The sequence below is a fragment of the Desulfatiglans sp. genome (assembly GCA_012513605.1).
Classification (GTDB): Bacteria; Desulfobacterota; DSM-4660; order Desulfatiglandales; family HGW-15; genus JAAZBV01.
Window position 1 is genome coordinate 13,719 of the sequence record JAAZBV010000136.1, and the last position, 15,719, is coordinate 29,437.

At 41.1% G+C, this 15,719-nt stretch carries 22 protein-coding genes; 8 read left to right on the forward strand and 14 right to left on the reverse strand.

All coding sequences use genetic code 11. The features are described 5' to 3' along the window. Window positions 1–12 precede the first annotated feature (12 nt). The 7 genes from GX654_18490 to GX654_18520 all read left to right on the forward strand — a co-directional run bounded on the left by GX654_18490 (window position 13) and on the right by GX654_18520 (window position 5,000). On the forward strand, window positions 13–744 hold the full coding sequence (locus tag GX654_18490) for a peptidoglycan DD-metalloendopeptidase family protein (protein ID NLD38852.1): 732 nt from the start codon (window positions 13–15) through the stop codon (window positions 742–744). Window positions 745–837: 93 nt separating this feature from the next. Then, on the forward strand, window positions 838–1,272 hold the full coding sequence (locus tag GX654_18495; protein NLD38853.1) for a flagellar protein FlgN: 435 nt from the start codon (window positions 838–840) through the stop codon (window positions 1,270–1,272). Between the two features lie 2 nt (window positions 1,273–1,274). Then, on the forward strand, window positions 1,275–2,999 hold the full coding sequence (gene flgK, locus GX654_18500) for a flagellar hook-associated protein FlgK (protein NLD38854.1): 1,725 nt from the start codon (window positions 1,275–1,277) through the stop codon (window positions 2,997–2,999). Between the two features lie 12 nt (window positions 3,000–3,011). Beyond that, entirely contained in the window at window positions 3,012–3,908 is an 897-nt protein-coding gene (flgL, locus tag GX654_18505) for a flagellar hook-associated protein FlgL (GenBank protein ID NLD38855.1), read from the forward strand. 76 nt (window positions 3,909–3,984) lie between these two features. Beyond that, window positions 3,985–4,218 carry a carbon storage regulator CsrA gene (gene csrA / locus GX654_18510; GenBank protein NLD38856.1) on the forward strand — a complete coding sequence of 78 codons (234 nt, stop codon included), beginning with the start codon at window positions 3,985–3,987 and terminating at the stop codon, window positions 4,216–4,218. Between the two features lie 3 nt (window positions 4,219–4,221). Beyond that, window positions 4,222–4,659 carry a flagellar assembly protein FliW gene (locus GX654_18515; protein NLD38857.1) on the forward strand — a complete coding sequence of 146 codons (438 nt, stop codon included), beginning with the start codon at window positions 4,222–4,224 and terminating at the stop codon, window positions 4,657–4,659. Between the two features lie 116 nt (window positions 4,660–4,775). Then, window positions 4,776–5,000 (forward strand): hypothetical protein, encoded by a 225-nt coding sequence (locus GX654_18520; protein ID NLD38858.1) that lies wholly within the window; start codon window positions 4,776–4,778, stop codon window positions 4,998–5,000. A gap of 9 nt (window positions 5,001–5,009) precedes the next feature. On the opposite strand, the gene GX654_18525 is transcribed toward GX654_18520, so the two are convergent. The 3 genes from GX654_18525 to GX654_18535 all read right to left on the reverse strand — a co-directional run bounded on the left by GX654_18525 (window position 5,010) and on the right by GX654_18535 (window position 8,061). Continuing rightward, window positions 5,010–5,726 carry a PilZ domain-containing protein gene (locus tag GX654_18525; GenBank protein NLD38859.1) on the reverse strand — a complete coding sequence of 239 codons (717 nt, stop codon included), beginning with the start codon at window positions 5,724–5,726 and terminating at the stop codon, window positions 5,010–5,012. Between the two features lie 88 nt (window positions 5,727–5,814). Next, on the reverse strand, window positions 5,815–6,501 hold the full coding sequence (locus GX654_18530; GenBank protein NLD38860.1) for a DedA family protein: 687 nt from the start codon (window positions 6,499–6,501) through the stop codon (window positions 5,815–5,817). Window positions 6,502–6,507: 6 nt separating this feature from the next. After that, window positions 6,508–8,061 carry a DUF4301 family protein gene (locus GX654_18535; GenBank protein ID NLD38861.1) on the reverse strand — a complete coding sequence of 518 codons (1,554 nt, stop codon included), beginning with the start codon at window positions 8,059–8,061 and terminating at the stop codon, window positions 6,508–6,510. A 378-nt stretch (window positions 8,062–8,439) separates the two neighbouring features. Between GX654_18535 and GX654_18540 the strand changes: the two genes are divergently transcribed. Then, complete coding sequence (locus tag GX654_18540) at window positions 8,440–8,595, forward strand: hypothetical protein (GenBank protein NLD38862.1); 156 nt, start codon at window positions 8,440–8,442, stop codon at window positions 8,593–8,595. On the opposite strand, the gene GX654_18545 is transcribed toward GX654_18540, so the two are convergent. From GX654_18545 to GX654_18595, 11 genes are all read right to left on the reverse strand, one after another. After that, a complete protein-coding gene (locus tag GX654_18545; GenBank protein ID NLD38863.1) occupies window positions 8,556–8,933 on the reverse strand; it encodes a hypothetical protein in 378 nt (125 codons plus the stop codon). The two genes, GX654_18540 and GX654_18545, sit on opposite strands and share 40 nt — an antisense overlap. 10 nt (window positions 8,934–8,943) lie before the next feature. After that, window positions 8,944–9,369, reverse strand: a complete 426-nt coding sequence (locus tag GX654_18550) for an arsenate reductase ArsC (protein ID NLD38864.1) — start codon at window positions 9,367–9,369, stop codon at window positions 8,944–8,946. Window positions 9,370–9,404: 35 nt separating this feature from the next. Further along, entirely contained in the window at window positions 9,405–10,607 is a 1,203-nt protein-coding gene (gene arsB / locus GX654_18555; protein NLD38865.1) for an ACR3 family arsenite efflux transporter, read from the reverse strand. 16 nt (window positions 10,608–10,623) lie between these two features. Then, complete coding sequence (locus GX654_18560) at window positions 10,624–11,334, reverse strand: cytochrome C biosynthesis protein (GenBank protein NLD38866.1); 711 nt, start codon at window positions 11,332–11,334, stop codon at window positions 10,624–10,626. Between the two features lie 26 nt (window positions 11,335–11,360). Continuing rightward, window positions 11,361–11,750, reverse strand: a complete 390-nt coding sequence (locus GX654_18565; GenBank protein NLD38867.1) for a thioredoxin — start codon at window positions 11,748–11,750, stop codon at window positions 11,361–11,363. A gap of 21 nt (window positions 11,751–11,771) precedes the next feature. Then, window positions 11,772–12,563, reverse strand: coding sequence for an arsenite methyltransferase (arsM, locus tag GX654_18570; GenBank protein NLD38868.1), 792 nt, complete (start codon window positions 12,561–12,563; stop codon window positions 11,772–11,774). Window positions 12,564–12,576: 13 nt separating this feature from the next. Beyond that, window positions 12,577–12,960 carry a zinc-binding protein gene (locus GX654_18575; GenBank protein ID NLD38869.1) on the reverse strand — a complete coding sequence of 128 codons (384 nt, stop codon included), beginning with the start codon at window positions 12,958–12,960 and terminating at the stop codon, window positions 12,577–12,579. A gap of 18 nt (window positions 12,961–12,978) precedes the next feature. Next, window positions 12,979–13,212, reverse strand: coding sequence for a thioredoxin family protein (locus GX654_18580; GenBank protein ID NLD38870.1), 234 nt, complete (start codon window positions 13,210–13,212; stop codon window positions 12,979–12,981). A gap of 172 nt (window positions 13,213–13,384) precedes the next feature. Continuing rightward, window positions 13,385–13,768 (reverse strand): GxxExxY protein, encoded by a 384-nt coding sequence (locus GX654_18585; GenBank protein NLD38871.1) that lies wholly within the window; start codon window positions 13,766–13,768, stop codon window positions 13,385–13,387. A gap of 194 nt (window positions 13,769–13,962) precedes the next feature. Then, on the reverse strand, window positions 13,963–15,135 hold the full coding sequence (locus tag GX654_18590; protein NLD38872.1) for a permease: 1,173 nt from the start codon (window positions 15,133–15,135) through the stop codon (window positions 13,963–13,965). 70 nt (window positions 15,136–15,205) lie between these two features. After that, window positions 15,206–15,550 (reverse strand): winged helix-turn-helix transcriptional regulator, encoded by a 345-nt coding sequence (locus GX654_18595; GenBank protein ID NLD38873.1) that lies wholly within the window; start codon window positions 15,548–15,550, stop codon window positions 15,206–15,208. Window positions 15,551–15,719: the final 169 nt, after the last annotated feature.

Here is a 15,719-nt window from a genome sequence, read left to right on the forward strand (position 1 = left end):
GGCATACAGTTAATGAAAGATATCTCCATAAAATCATTTGATCAGCCTTCAGCACTAAAAATTGCCGATCAAAAAGATGCCAAGCTGAAAAAGGCATGTATTGATTTTGAGGCTCTATTTACCTATGAGATGCTTAAAAGCATGAGAAAAAGCATAGAGAAATGCGATCTCTTTCATGGTGGACAGGCAGAGGAGATATATGAATCAATGCTTGACCAGGAGCTATCGCAGAATATGGCTGGAAAAGGGAGCAACAGCATCAGCGAAACTTTATATAATCAGCTCAAAAATATCAATTTGACCGAACAGGCAAAAAATGCAATTCCCGGAACTATCGACAGGGTCAGGGAAACCAGCACACGCCCTGTATGGCCTCTTGATGGAAAGATATCCTCATCGTTTGGCTTTAGAAAAGATCCGTTTACCGGAAAAAGAAAATTCCATGCAGGAATGGATCTGGCCGCTAAAGAGGGCTCTGATATTAAAGCTGTTATGTCTGGCCGGGTACAGATGGTAGATGAGCAGAAGGGATATGGCAAGGTCCTGGTTCTTGATCATGGAGAGGGTTATGCAACACTCTATGCCCATAACAGTGATATCACTGTAAAGAGCGGTGACTGGGTACAAAAGGGTGCAATCATTGCAAAGGTAGGCTCAACAGGCAGAAGCACAGGCCCGCACCTTCACTTTGAGGTAAGAAAGGACGGGCAGAGGCTTGACCCTGAAAAATTCTTTAAATTATGAGGTTAATGGCCCGGTTTAGAGGATATTTCAGCATTTGCGTTCTTGTACCGATATAAAAGATAAAGGAGTAACATGGAAAAGGATATTAACAGAATGAAAAATCTATACCTAAAAAGGGTATCACTATATGAAGAGCTGCTTAACTGTATAAAAAGGGAGAGTGATAACCTTATAAACCAGGATATTAAGGGTATCTGGTCATCCCTGGATGAGAAAAAGGAGATACTGGAGGCTATAGAAGAAAATAACAGGAGCTTTCCTGAAAATTATACTGTGAGCCCTGTACCAACAGATATTTCTCGGAATGACAAGAATTTGATAATGGATTTCAAGCGAAAACTCATGGATTTAAAGCAGGAAATTGGCACAAGGATCAATGAAAACATATCATTTATCAATGAAACGCTCACTTTTATCAACGACGTGTTCAACACCATCACAAATAGTGATAAAAAACCTGATACATATGGACGGGGCCAGAAAAGTAGAAATGGAACATCTAACCTAATTTATCATAACGAGGTTTAAAAATGAGCGGAATTGGCCTTGTACTTAATCTTGCAAAGGACGCAATACTTACACAGCAATATGCAATTGATGTGATTTCCCATAATATTGCAAATGTAAGCACTGAAGGGTATGCAAGACAGGTTCCAATGCTTGAGGCCCAGAATGCTGCGCCGTATGCAGGTCATTTATTCGGCAGGGGTGTAAAGCTGAGTGATATTCAGAGCGTTACAAATGCATTCATTGAAAAGCGTCTGCAGTCAGCAACAAGCAATCTCTCCATGATGTCTGAAAAAGAGACCTATATGAATATCATGGAGACTATCTTCACAGAAAATTCAGGCAACAGTATAAGCAATCAGCTTAGCCAATTCTGGAATGCCCTTAATGACCTGAATAATAACCCTTCAGGAATACCTGAAAGAAACATACTGACTGAATACGCATCTCTTCTTGCCCAGAGTTTTCAGGATACTAACAGTGATCTTCTAAACTTAAGCAAAGAGGTTAACAACTCGATAGAGGTAAGCATCAACTCCATAAATGAAATACTGGATCAGATTGCCGATATAAATAAACAGATACAACTGGTACGAATTACAGGGAATCCAAATGATCTGATAAATAAAAGGGATCTTCTGGTAAAAGATCTGTCCACTTATTTAGATATCAATACCTATGAATATGAAGACGGGACCATTTCTGTCAGCAGCAATAAGGGTTTTATGCTGGTCAACAAGCAGGCATCATATCACCTTGACTTTAATGGGGTTGATATTACATGGTCAACCAATTCAACCCCGATAACTGATAATATTAATGGCGGTAAGCTTGGCGGATGGCTCGATATAAGGGATGAGATAATTCCGAAGTTCAAGTCTGACCTTGATGAACTTGCAAAGGCAATAATATGGGAAGTTAACAAAATTCACAGCCAGGGAGTGGGGCTTAACGGATTTACCTCTGTCACAGGAACTTATAAAGTTACAGATTCATCTGAAGCTATTGGGAGCATTGATTCAGGACTTGACTATTATGACAGGATTAAAGATGGGAGCTTCAAGATCTGGTTATATAATGCTGACGGCGATGTTGAGTTAGAGGCAACAATACCTGTTGACACAGGTACATCCCTTGATGTCCTCAGATCTGTAATAGACGGGTATACTGGCTTGAACGCCTCAATTACAAATGGTTCACTGAATATCCAGGCTGACGCCGGTTACACCTTCGCCTTTTCAGATGACAACAGCAATATACTTGCAGCGCTCGGTATAAATACATTTTTTAAAGCCTCAAATGCCAGGGATATGGGGTTAAACGATATGATTATTGCCGATAAAAACTATATTGCAGCAGGCATAATAAGCAATGGGGAGATATATCCCGGAGATAACACAAATTCACTTAATCTGGCAAACCTCCAGTATCAAAATGTATCTGTAAAAAAATGGATCTATTCAAGGGGTGAGAGCCCAACCTCACTTGATGTTACAAATATTACAATGGATAATTATTATCATCAGATGGTAGGTTCAATAGGCATAGAGAGCCAGAGTGTACAAAGGGAAAAGGCCTATACCCTGGCGATACAGCAGGAGATGCAGGCGACAAGGGACAATATCTCCGCTGTTTCTCTGGATGAGGAGATGACAAACCTGATCAAGTATCAGCATGCCTATATGGCTGCTGCCAAATTAATAACCACCGCGCAGCAGATGCTTGATGAAATTTTAAAAACGGTATAACAAGGGTGTGACATGAGAGTAGCCAATAAAACATTATATGACGGCACCATAAGAAACCTTAACAGGACATCATCAGGGATGGTTGAGGCAAATGAGACTGTCTCAACAAATAAAAGGATCAATAATCTTTCTGATGACCCTGTAGGTCTTGTAGCAGTGCTGGGTCTTCGTTCATCACTTTCCAATCTTAATCAGATGGAAAGAAATATCTCCATGGGAAATTCATGGCTTAAGGCATCAGAATCAGCACTTACACAGGTGAATAATATACTCACATCCACAAAGGAACTCACTGTTGCAATGAGCAGCGCAAACACCAATGCCTCCCAAAGAGAGGGAAATGTTGACCTTGTAGATGGTTACCTCAAGGAGATAATCTCTCTTGCAAACAGCTCCACCGGAGGAAGGTATATCTTTGGGGGCACAAATACAGATACCATCCCCTTTGAGTTAGATGCTTCAGCTACACAGGTAGCATACTCAGGGAATGATACTGCATTTTCAATAAATATCGGTAAGGATTCGGTTGTTCCGGTTGGCAGAGACGGCAAGGATGTATTTGGAGCAAACTGGGATGACTCTAATATATTCAAAACCTTAGTGGACCTTAAGACAAGCCTTGAGACCAACGATATTTCCGGTATTCAGGGTGCAATGACAAAACTCGATGAGCATATGAAAAATATTAATGCCAATATATCTGATATAGGTGGCAAAACAATAAGGCTGGATGTAAAAAAAGAGGTAGTAACGGACCTGAAGCTCACGGATACCGAAAGAATGTCAGAACTTGAAGATGCTGATCTTGCAGCAGCAGTTATCAATCTGAAGTCAAAGGAGCTGGCATATAATGCAGCGCTCTCTTCATCATCAAAAATGATGCAGCTGAGCCTGGTTAACTTTATCTAGCTTCCTTTGTAGGGTCTGAGTTTTAGCTTGCTAGGTTTACAGGGTAAAAATATTTCTGGAGCCATGGAGGGTACCAGTGCTTGTATTAACAAGAAAAGTGGATGAAAGTATAACAATAGGGCATTTTATCACCATATCGATCTTGGAAGTCAAAGGGAATCAGGTAAAACTGGGCATCAAGGCGCCAAAAGATGTCCATGTAAACAGGAGCGAGATCTACGAAAAGATCATGAGTGAGAATATTAAAGCATCACAGACACAGATCGATCTGGATAATTTCCTGAACTCTATTGAAACGGGTGAAAAGTAAATAATGAACATTAAAACTTCAAGATTTGGCGATATAGAAATTGACAAAGGCAGGGTTATCCAGTTTCCTGATGGCCTGATTGGATTCCCTGATGACAAGGAATATATAGTCATGGAGCACAGGAGTGATTCCCCCTTCATGTGGCTCCAGTCTGTAGGTAACCCTGACCTGGCCTTTGTTATTATAAACCCTTTTCAGGTTTATCCTGAATATTTGAAGGATATCTCGCAAGAGGAAGAAAACGCCCTGAAACCGGACAATAATGAAACCGTAACGATATTTGCGATTGTAACCATACCTACTGGAAAACCTCATGAATCAACCTTAAATCTGATGGGGCCGGTTGTGATAGATCCTGTTACAAATAAAGGTAAACAGGTAATCCTGGCAAATTCGGGATACAGTCACCGGCACCCGGTCACTTTTAAGGCTGCGAGATAATAGGATATCTTTACTCTATTTTTTCAGGCAGAAAAGGAAATTATTCAATAATATCCTTGAAAAAATAGGTCTTACGTATTATATTTTGCATTACTTTTCTAATTCAGGGTTCAGTAATGAAAACAAATACGGATCTGGCAATCATTCCAGTTAATAATGAGATTAAACCTGCTAGGGTGATCTCCAGCAGAGCTATAGGCGCGTATAGCTCTGATAAGGATAAATTTGTCAGGCTCTCTTTTGCCAGCGAAAAATACAACCGTGTTGGAAGGACCTATGGCAGGGCAGGTAATGAAAAAGAGACAAGGGGAATGGGAGAAAATATTGACCTGTATGTATAGGAGCTTACCCTATTCATCAAACCCTCCCCTCTCCTTGAGCACCCTCCTCTGACAATAATAGATAAATTTTTTAAGTTCGTTCTGGTCATCCTTTTTTATTTCAAGTATTTTAAGACCTAAATCTATTTTACCGGTTTCCACATGTTTTGATATCCTTATAATCTCAGAAGTATCGATCTTGATATTCACAGGGGTTTCTTCCTGACCATATAAAAGGGAGCTGCCTACAAATTTTTGTCCCTTAAACAGGATATCCTTATTATGCTGGTTTATATCAGACTCTACCTGGATACCACCTTCACTTATATTTATAACCTGAAAGGTCATTTGATTGTCCGCACATCGGCAGGACAACGTTACCCCTGAAGGAACAGCCACCCTGAAGTAGTTGCGTCTCTGTGTCCTCTCTATATATTCAGGAAAAGGGAACTTGATCCTTCTTCCATGTATACTTTTGATGGTTGTCTTAAAGCTGTATCCTATCCTTTCTCCGTCATTAAACTGGAAATAGCATTTTTTATCTTTAGCTATAGGGGCTTCAACACCGGCGCTGCCAGGATAATCAATAAAAAAACCCGGATTCTCGCTTTCAGACAGGCCCAGAATTACAGTGAGGCCGTCAAAATCGGTGCCCATCACATGGATATACAGTATGGTATGATCCTGTTTTAATTTCTCAAGGATGGCAAACATCTTTTTACCGCTGATTTTTTCAATATCTTCCATAACTGTATCCCATTACTTTCCTGCTCTGACCATACATATCATAGAGATGCAATACCTGTGCCCGCCCTTGAATCCTGTTCCAAGCTCATCAGGAGATTGTCCCATTATTTTTATCTGATTTCATTACCAGGCGATGTATCAATACATATACAATAACTGAGAGTAAAATAAAACCCAGAATCCATATATAATGCTCTTGTATCATTGCCTTTCCCCTGTGCACCAGATCACTGTATGTCATATCGCCTGAAAGCATTCCGAGATAGTAACCAACCCATATAAGAATAGCAGACCAGATCCCTGCGCCAAGAGCTGTAAAAAATGAAAACCTGGATAATGGCATCTTCGCTATGCCTGCTGGGATCGAGATCAACTGTCTTATAGCAGGAAGAAGGCGGCATATGAAGGTGGCAATCTCTCCATATTTTAAAAAAATCTCCTCTGACCTTGTGAGCACTTCCGGTTTTATAAAAAAATACCTGCCGTATCTGTATAGAAAAGGCCTGCCCAGATGCATTGCCAGATAATAGTTGATGTATGCCCCTGCAAGGGAGCCGACCAGACCGCATGCAAACACAACTGCGAGGTCAATATATGGTTCACCGAAAGTCAATTCACCCCTGTATGCCATGAAACCGGCAGGGATCAAGACCACCTCACTGGGGAAGGGAATAAATGAGCTCTCTATGGTCATAAAAAGGAAGATCATGAGAAAACCCCATACATGTGCATACTGCACTGCCCACTCTATGTGTTCGATAATTATTTCAGTCATGTTTAGTTAATTTACCCCCGGCTGATGCTCATCCTTTACAAGATCAAAAACTGTTTTTACAGGGCTGAAGGTTGCAGCAGGCACCTCAATAAAGACAGTATTCCAGAAGGCCATTGAACCATTCCAGAGCCCCGGCAGTTCAAGCGCCTTTAGATCCCTGCCATTCTGGGATTTAATAGAGATAAAGCCTGCATCATTGTCTACATACTCTCTCAGGTTATATGGATTCCCGCAGTAATCCCTTAGACCGCATACAAGATCAACCGGGTTGAAATGGGTGGCTGATTTAAATGCCTGCTTTTGATCCGACTTATCCAGATCAATCTGTGATGACTCAACAATCTGTATGGATGAGCCTTTGCCTGCCTTAGTAACCCAGAATGGCCCTCCCCCCGGTTCACCTTCATTCTTTACCATACCGCATACCCTTAATGGCCTGTTAAGAATACTGATGAGATATTCTCTTTGTATGCTGACAGGACTTTCTGTTAAACCATTATCAGGCGTAATACAAAGAGACTCTTGTATAAATGTGAAGAGTGATTTTATATATTGTTCATCCGGTTTATCCTCTATCAGGGTTTTAAGATATCCGAATATTTTATCCTGGAGCTCTATCAGAAAACCACCAATAGCCTTTTTGTATTTATAGGTAATATCCTTAAACCTGTCATGGCTGACATTATCTATATTCTTGATAAATATAATATCACCTTCAAGGTCAGAGAGATTTTCTATCAGGGCGCCATGACCTCCCGGCCTGAAAACAAGAGCGCCATTTTCATCCCGGAATTGCACATTATCCATATCAACAGCGATTGTATCTGTATGAGGCATCTGGCATGAATATGCTATTTCATATAAAGCCCCTTCCCTTTCATAAAGGCCAAGGACAGAGTCAATGTACCCCCTCACCCGTGTCTCATGTTCAGGGGAGATGGTAAAATGAATCTTTACCCGACCAGTCCTGTCAGCGGTATAATTGAATGCCTCAACAAGGTGTTCCTCAAATGGGGTTCTTGAATGGGTATCATACCTGTGAAACGGTATTAAACCCTTGGGCATATTTGACAGGTTAATGCCTTGTTCAGACAATAGACAATCAAGTATCCGGCTGATATTTTGATCTTTAACAGCAGTATCAATGTCATTGCCCCGCTCTTTCATTATTTTTTTCAGATCATCATAAAAGGCATATCTATCAAGGTCATGAGTAAATGCAATAAGAGGTTTATATTTGTCATCAGATGATATTGATACAGGGACATCCATAATTTTTATTTCATTGTAAACCTCAAGCATATATTTGAACATCCTGGAGGCTGCCCCTGATGCAGGTACAAATTTCATGCACCTGCCCTGCTTCTGTGCCTCATCAAATATTCTGATGTAATCATCAATTTGATTATCATTCAGAGCAGTTATTCCGTCATTAATGGTACAGGGTCGTAGAATCTTTGTGAAGGGTATCCCTTTTTTAAAAATGTTTATCTGGGACATCACCTTTTCAGGTGTCATCCCGTGGGCGGATATCTGTGAAAGATCAGCGTGATCAAATATCTCTTTATTCATAGCAACTCCGATTACCGGTACAGCATTGTATTAAAAAAAATGTTATCAGAGGATATATGAAAGCAAAATCAATGCCAATATAATTTTAAATATTATTTTCCGATAGATACTGTTATCTAACAGCAGCCTGTTTTTAAAACCTCTTCTATTTCTCTGTTGAAATCATTCCACAAATATTCCCCCTTTAATAAAGAAGTAATAAAACCAGCCATAAGCTTCTTGACATTTTGATCTTGGATGTAGTGTAAAGAACACGATCATTTTTTATAATTTAAGAGGTTTAGTGTAAAGCAATAAATAAACAATACGATAGACAATAATTAGTATGTTAATTTACCGATTGTTATTGGAGATCTTAAAAATTATATGATACCTTTTCCTGACATCACTCCTTATATTTTCAAAATAGGCCCTTTCCAGATAAGATGGTATGGGCTCATGTACCTGATCGGGTTTCTTGCTGCTTATTTACTTATTAAACGTCAGGAGACGCGGGAGATCATATCAATTATACATGGATGAGATAAAGGTTCACTGAATCCGCCAAAGAATATCTTTTCGGGCAAAATAGGAAATCGATTAAGACCATCAAGTATGACCTTAAAAACCTCTTCTGACATCTCGCCAGGGGCTTCGTCCCAGACATTCCGAATACAGGTGCGGCAATTGAGGTTACACTTGCTTGTAACCTCAATATAGAGTTTTTCAAGACGCATTGGAAGGCAGAGGGTAAGGGAGCTTCCTTTTTCCGAGAATTTTATCTGATCCCCTGATTTAATTCCCATTCCTGCTGCTGTTTCCGCAGGTATTATAAGGTTGCCTGATGAGTCAGCACTAAAAAATTTATTTTTTATAGGCATTTACAACAAATTACCTGCTAAGTTCCTCTTCTATATTTTCCACAAAGGTCTTTATCTCGTCCCTTACCCTTCGGTAATGCCTCAAAGCTTCATCCTCATCCGAAATCCCTTCAGATAGCCTTGGCGGATCATCAAAACCCCTGTGCAGCAATCTTGTCTTTGCAGGGAAGAATGGGCATGCCTCATTTGCATTGTCACAAAGGGTAACAACATAATCAAATTCCATTGCACCCAGGGAATCTATATCCTTTGACCTCTGTGATGAAATATCCACACCAGCCTCAGCCATTACCTTAATGGCCTTTGGGTCAACGCCCTTTGGGGCGATGCCCGCGGAGTATGCCATGAATTTGTCTTTTTGCAGATAGTTTGTCCATGCCTCTGCCATCTGGCTGCGGCATGAGTTGCCTGTACATAAATAAAGTATCTTTTTCATAATAACTTAATCACTTCAATGGAAACCAAGAATTATTACTTTGTTACTCCTCCTGCTGAGGGAAACCATTGTCTGGTCTTAACACATATCCTTACCAGCATAAGCATAACAGGCACCTCAATCAGAACACCAACCACGGTTGCAAGGGCTGCCCCTGATGAGAGGCCGAAAAGCATGGTCGCTGTTGCAATAGCCACCTCAAAATGATTGGATGCACCTATCATTGCGGCAGGCGCTGCGTCTTTATAACCCAGTTTCAGCCATCTGGCCAGGCCATAGGCAAGCCAGAAGATCAGGTTTGTCTGTATAAAAAGAGGGATTGCGATCCACAGGATAGTAAGCGGATTCGCAACAATCACATCTCCCTTGAAACTGAATAGCAGGACTAGGGTAATAAGCAGGGCAATAATGGTAATGGGTGTAAGTATATGCAGGAACCTTTCCTTGAACCAAACCTCTCCTCTTGCGCTTATAATGGCCTTTCTGGAGATAAACCCTGCAACAAGCGGAAGGGCAACATATATACCTATAGAGAGCAAAAGGGCCTGCCACGGCACCGGAAGCCTTCCTATTCCAAGTAAAAAGCCTCCAAGAAGGCCATACAGAATAAGCATGGTAAGTGAATTGATGGCGACCATAACAAGGGTAAGGCCGTCATTACCGCGCGCAAGAAAACCCCACACAAGAACCATTGCCGTGCATGGAGCTATCCCTAAAAGGATACACCCTGCCAGATAGCTCCGCCAAAGCGGCACCTCAAGCATCTTTATCCCTTCAACCATGACCACTGTGCCTGCGCCATGGGTTGCTCCTTCGGCAAGATCAAGCCCGAAAGGCATCTTGACATGATCAATCGCCTCAGGCCCGATAAGATTGTAAAAAAGGGTGCCAAGAAAGAAGATGGCAATCGCATACATGGTAAAGGGCTTTATGGCCCAGTTTACAATAAGTGTAAGCAATACCGGTTTACCGCTTTTACCTGCCTTGATAACCTCGGCAAAATCTATCTTTACCATGATAGGGTACATCATAAAAAATAGACATATTGCAATAGGTATGGAAACAACAGGGGCATCACCCACATAGATGGACATACCATCCAGGTATTTTGCAAAACCAGGGGCTATCTTTCCCAGGACTATACCGACAATAATACAAAGGATAACCCAGATATAGAGATATTTTTCAAAAAAACCCAGCCCCCTTGCCTCTACATTTTCTGTCATATTACTCTCCATAAATATATTACCAATGTTAAACAGATGTTAGAAAAGGATTTACAATAAAATAGATAGCCAATAACAGGATAACCACCCCTGCGCCTTTTCGAAACCAGCTCCCGGCACCCTGCCATCTGCTGTTATCCATTATGCTCTTCACAAACCCGGTAAAGCTCCCTGCAAAGACAATAGGCAGGCAATGGCCTATTGCAAAAAGAATAATAAACAGGATACCAGAAGCAATCTTTTCCTGAACTGTAATGATCGCAAGGATTGGAGCAATAAAACCGAATGTGCATGAACCTGACAGAATGCCATATGCCAGCCCAAGACCAAGGGCCCCGATAAAGCCCCTGAAATTGAGTTTATACAGCAGGCTACCGGATGCTGTACATTTTTCAACCCCGAGCATGCCAAGAGCAATCCAGATAAGAATAATTCCTATAATAATCTGCCAGTAACTGCCTATATCTCCAAGCATTCTGCCTAAAAGAGCACAGATAATACCCACAAGGGCGATGGAAATAAACAGGCCGGTAGAAAATAAAACAGAGTATATCCCTGCTTTTTTTGGTGTCAGCATTGCCTCCTGACCGCCAACGTAACCGACTATAAGGGGGATTGATGCAAGATGACACGGGCTGAAAAGAACGCTTATAACGCCCCATAGAAAACAACCGATAGCCGCCAGCATCGGGTCGGCGGTAATCCACTCATTAATAGTAAGAAATATAGAATCAAACATTAACTAATTCTCCAAGCGAAGCAGTATTATTCGACACCCATTTTCTTTAGCTGGGCAATGATTTCCTTTTCGCTAAAAAATCCCACATGCCTGAATACCTCTTTACCGTCCTGATCAAAAAAAATCTGTGTAGGCAGGGCTTTGAGCCTGTAAACATACTGCTGTTCAGGGTCTTGCAGGAGGTTTATAAAGACTATTGCGGCCTTCCCCTCAAATTTTACTTTCAATTTTTCCAGTATAGGCGCCATCATCTTGCACTGGGTGCATGTTTTTTTACCAAGTGCAATCATTGTAACCATGTCTTTAACTGGAAGATTTTTAAGAAATTTCTCGTGTTCTTCCGGGGTAGCTGAACTGGCAAATGACCCGATTGTTATAAGCAAAAAGGAAATAATGAGTATTATTAAAGATTTCATTTTTTTACTCCATGTATATTATTAGCCCTGTTTAATAGCCTTAATGTAGGCTGAAAACACCATATTTTCAATATTCTCACCAATCTCCCATTGGCGAATTATATTACTACTGTTTTCCTTTGGCCCGATTGATATATTTTCAAATCCGCAATCATTTAAGATTTTCTTCACCTCTCCAGGTGAAATTGCCCCGGAGACTCAGCCGGTATATGCATCCGGATTATTGAGGATATGGTCCGGGATTTCACCTGATCTCAGCACATCCGAAATAACTATCCTTCCTTCAGGTTTAAGGACACGAAATATCTCACTGAAGACCTTACCTTTATCAGGAGAAAGATTTATCACACAGTTTGATATAACCACATCAACCGAACCGTCCTGAACAGGAAGCTCTTCTATTTTACCTGATCTGAAATCGACATTTTCTATCTTCAGCTTTTGTGCGTTTTCTCCGGCCTTTTTAACCATTTCGGGAGTCATGTCCACACCAATTACTTTGCCGGTTTCCCCAACAATCCTTGCCGCAAGAAAGGCATCGAACCCTGCCCCACTGCCCAGATCAAGCACTGTTTCTCCTGCCTTGAGTTCTGCCTGGCTCAATGGGTTTCCGCACCCAAGCCCCAGGTTTGCCTCACCGGGGGCAAGACGAAGGTCTTCATCCGTGTAATCAAGGGCCTTGCCGAGTTCCTCGATCGAGATATCTGCTCCTGTTTCTCCGCAGCATGAAGAACAGGCCATACCTCCTGATTTGGCAATATCAGAGTATTTTTCAATTACGATCTGATGAATCTTTTCTTTTTGTATTTCAATACCCATATTTTATTTATGCCCCTCCACGATAGCATACCTTTTTAATCTCATCTTTTACCCTCTGTATCTCAAGATGTTTGAGATCAAAATCCTTACTCTTCTTGATCCCCAACTCGGTCAGCACAATATAATCCTTTAATGGAACTTCTGCCCTTGCTAGCGTAGCCTTTGCACAACCTACTTCACACCCGTCTATGGCTACCAAGTGGGGCACATCCTTTGCTGACTGGACAAAGCCTGAGAGACCTCCACCTATCCCTGCAAGGCAAAACATCTTGCCAAAACCCTCCTGTGTAAGCTCAACAGCAGCCCTGTTTGAGAGCTGCCCTACATTTGAAGCCCCTGAACAGGCGAGAATCATTATATTTCCATTTGTTGTACAGCAATTTTCTGCCATGTTAATACCCTCCTTTTATTATTGTTGTATCCAACCCTTAATCTCTTCTTTGGTTGGTATCTTGCCAACACTCTTTACCTTGCCGTCAACAACAATCGCAGGTGTTCCGAACACACCATGTTTGGCTATCTCAAGGAGATCTGTTACCTTTACAACCTCTGCTGAAACACCGGATTCAATAATTGCCTCCTCCACACTCTTTTTCACAGCCTCGCATTTTTTACATCCAGGGCCTAATACCTTAATTTCCATGATGACACCCTCCTTTAAAAAATTACTTATTGTTCACCGCTAAGGCGCAAAGATCGCAAAGGGTTTTAATTTTAATCTTTTTATCTTCTTGTCTTTCTCTGCGTCCTCAGTGTCTCTGCGGTGAAATCTCACATTTTTTTTCACCGCTAAGACGCAAAGATCGCAAAGGGTTTTATTCTTTGAATTCGTTCACCATCCTTACTATCCCATTTTTCATAACAGGCACATTAAAGTTTAAAATAAAACCAAGGCATTTACCTGATAATTTTAGATAGGTCAGTAATTGTGCCTTGTGAATGGGTTCTATTTTTTCACAGGACTTCAATTCAAGAATAATGACCTCTTCTACTAAAATATCCAGCCTGTAACCGCAATCGAGCTTTATTTGCTTGTAAACAACAGACAATTCCTTTTGCCTTTTAAAAGATATACTTCTTAGATTTAACTCATGACATAGACATTGTTCATAAGCAGACTCTAATAGACCTGGACCCAGAGTTCTATGAACCTCTATTGCTGCGCCAATAATATCATTACTGATTTTATTCAAGTCCATAAGTTAATGCCCTATCTGATAATGTTTTTGTTTTCAGTCCTCTTAAGTAATTAACATCTTTGCGTACTTAGCGTCTTTGCGGTAAAAAAAATATATTATTCACCTCCAAGGCGCAGAGAACGCAAAGGGTTTTAATTTTAATCTTTTTATCTTCTTGTCTTTCTCTGCGTCCTCAGTGTCTCTGCGGTGAAATCTTACCCGGTAATCCACCCATATGTCATTCCTGCAACAGTAGACAAAACAACAATAATTGTACAAAATACTGCTGTCTTTTTTATCCCCATCACCCCGCCAATTACCAACATATTAGGTAGAGACAGGGCCGGCCCGGCTAAAAGCAGCGCCAGCGCTGGCCCCTTTCCCATGCCTGCGCCAATAAGCCCCTGAAGTATGGGGACTTCAGTAAGGGTGGCAAAGTACATCAATGCCCCTCCCACAGCAGCAAAAAGATTTGCCAATATTGAATTGCCACCCACCAGGTTCTCTATATAATGTTCAGGTATCAGGGCAGGATGACCCGGTCTTCCGAGCATGAACCCGGCAACAAGCACGCCGGCTCCCAAAAGGGGTAAAATCTGTTTCATGAACCCCCATGTGGATTCTACCCAAATAATTCTTTCATCCCTGTCAAACCACTTTTTAAGCATAAAACCCAGTATAACTAAAAGGGCAATAGTGATGTACCATTTGATTGAAAATATAAAAAGCCAGATGCCTGTTGAACCCTCTGCCGGTCTTGCAAATGCAGCAAATATCAGGATAAGAACCATTGTAAATATAAACGTGGCATCCTGTGTGAGTGTGCGGCCTTTTTCCTCTTCATCAGGGAGATAAACTTGCCCCGCCTCTCTTTCTGCATCATCCTTTCTAAAGATAAAAGCCATTAAAAGACCGGTTATTATGGCAAAGAGTACAGCGCCTATTGCCCTTGCTAAGCCAAGCTGCCAGCCGAGGATCCTGGCTGTTAAAACAATAGCCAGCACATTTATGGCCGGGCCTGAATAAAGAAATGCAGTCGCAGGGCCAATACCCGCACCCCTTGTGTAGATACCTGCAAAAAGGGGCAGAACTGTACATGAACAGACGGCCAGTACTGTACCGGATATGGATGCAACCGAGTATGATAATATTTTGTTTGCTTTTACGCCAAAATATTTAAGCACCGATGCCTGTGAAATAAATACCGAAATAGCGCCTGCAATAAAGAATGCCGGGATAAGGCATGTGAGCACATGCTCCCTTGCATACTCCTGAAGCATCATGAATGCCTCAATGCCTGATCGCCTGATTATTTCACTGTTCCATGGTATAAAATAGGCAGCGATAAAAATGAAAATGATTATGGCTAATTTGGTTTTTTCTTTCATCTCTCAATTCTCAGTTATTTTCATATTACATCATTATATTCCTATATAGCTATATAGATGATATGTTCCCTTATCTGCAGCAGATCTCCTCACGATTTAGCAAAGGAAGTTTTTTCATAATGGTCTCAATCTCCTTTTCATCCTTTAGCCAGTGTTTGAGGTTACCAAGAAGACTTGCAGCATAGGGTGATCCATTTCCATCAGCAAGCTGGTAATCAACCCATAACCCATTCTTCATACTCTCAACCAATCCTGCATCTTCCAGTATTTTAAGGTGTTTTGATGCGCTTGGCTGGGCTATCTGGAGCGCCTCTCTTATTTCACAGACACACATTTTTTTATATTGAAGCATTTTTACTATCTTAACCCTGTTAGGGTCAGACAGGGCCTTCATCACCTTAAGAAAATCTTTCATTAGCATCTCCATATATATTCTTTTTTTGGAATATACTCCCCCTCTCTTACAATGTCAATGATGTTTCCGGAAATAAAAACATAGCTTAAATAACTTCTCCAGCCATCCAGTTTCGGCATCCTGCTTTTTCCTTTCAGCTTTACCTACAGCCTAAAGTCTATAGTCTAAA

Bases quoted from the DNA above. Each gene is read 5' to 3' on its own strand.
- GX654_18490 (NLD38852.1), top strand. From the start codon at position 13: ATGAAAGATATCTCCATAAAATCATTTGATCAGCCTTCAGCACTAAAA.
- GX654_18495 (NLD38853.1), top strand. From the start codon at position 838: ATGAAAAATCTATACCTAAAAAGGGTATCACTATATGAAGAGCTGCTT.
- flgK (NLD38854.1), top strand. From the start codon at position 1,275: ATGAGCGGAATTGGCCTTGTACTTAATCTTGCAAAGGACGCAATACTT.
- flgL (NLD38855.1), top strand. From the start codon at position 3,012: ATGAGAGTAGCCAATAAAACATTATATGACGGCACCATAAGAAACCTT.
- GX654_18515 (NLD38857.1), top strand. From the start codon at position 4,222: ATGAACATTAAAACTTCAAGATTTGGCGATATAGAAATTGACAAAGGC.
- GX654_18520 (NLD38858.1), top strand. From the start codon at position 4,776: ATGAAAACAAATACGGATCTGGCAATCATTCCAGTTAATAATGAGATT.
- GX654_18525 (NLD38859.1), bottom strand. From the start codon at position 5,726: ATGGAAGATATTGAAAAAATCAGCGGTAAAAAGATGTTTGCCATCCTT.
- GX654_18530 (NLD38860.1), bottom strand. From the start codon at position 6,501: ATGACTGAAATAATTATCGAACACATAGAGTGGGCAGTGCAGTATGCA.
- GX654_18540 (NLD38862.1), top strand. From the start codon at position 8,440: ATGATACCTTTTCCTGACATCACTCCTTATATTTTCAAAATAGGCCCT.
- GX654_18545 (NLD38863.1), bottom strand. From the start codon at position 8,933: ATGCCTATAAAAAATAAATTTTTTAGTGCTGACTCATCAGGCAACCTT.
- GX654_18550 (NLD38864.1), bottom strand. From the start codon at position 9,369: ATGAAAAAGATACTTTATTTATGTACAGGCAACTCATGCCGCAGCCAG.
- arsB (NLD38865.1), bottom strand. From the start codon at position 10,607: ATGGAGAGTAATATGACAGAAAATGTAGAGGCAAGGGGGCTGGGTTTT.
- GX654_18560 (NLD38866.1), bottom strand. From the start codon at position 11,334: ATGTTTGATTCTATATTTCTTACTATTAATGAGTGGATTACCGCCGAC.
- GX654_18565 (NLD38867.1), bottom strand. From the start codon at position 11,750: ATGAAATCTTTAATAATACTCATTATTTCCTTTTTGCTTATAACAATC.
- GX654_18575 (NLD38869.1), bottom strand. From the start codon at position 12,960: ATGGCAGAAAATTGCTGTACAACAAATGGAAATATAATGATTCTCGCC.
- GX654_18580 (NLD38870.1), bottom strand. From the start codon at position 13,212: ATGGAAATTAAGGTATTAGGCCCTGGATGTAAAAAATGCGAGGCTGTG.
- GX654_18585 (NLD38871.1), bottom strand. From the start codon at position 13,768: ATGGACTTGAATAAAATCAGTAATGATATTATTGGCGCAGCAATAGAG.
- GX654_18590 (NLD38872.1), bottom strand. From the start codon at position 15,135: ATGAAAGAAAAAACCAAATTAGCCATAATCATTTTCATTTTTATCGCT.
- GX654_18595 (NLD38873.1), bottom strand. From the start codon at position 15,550: ATGAAAGATTTTCTTAAGGTGATGAAGGCCCTGTCTGACCCTAACAGG.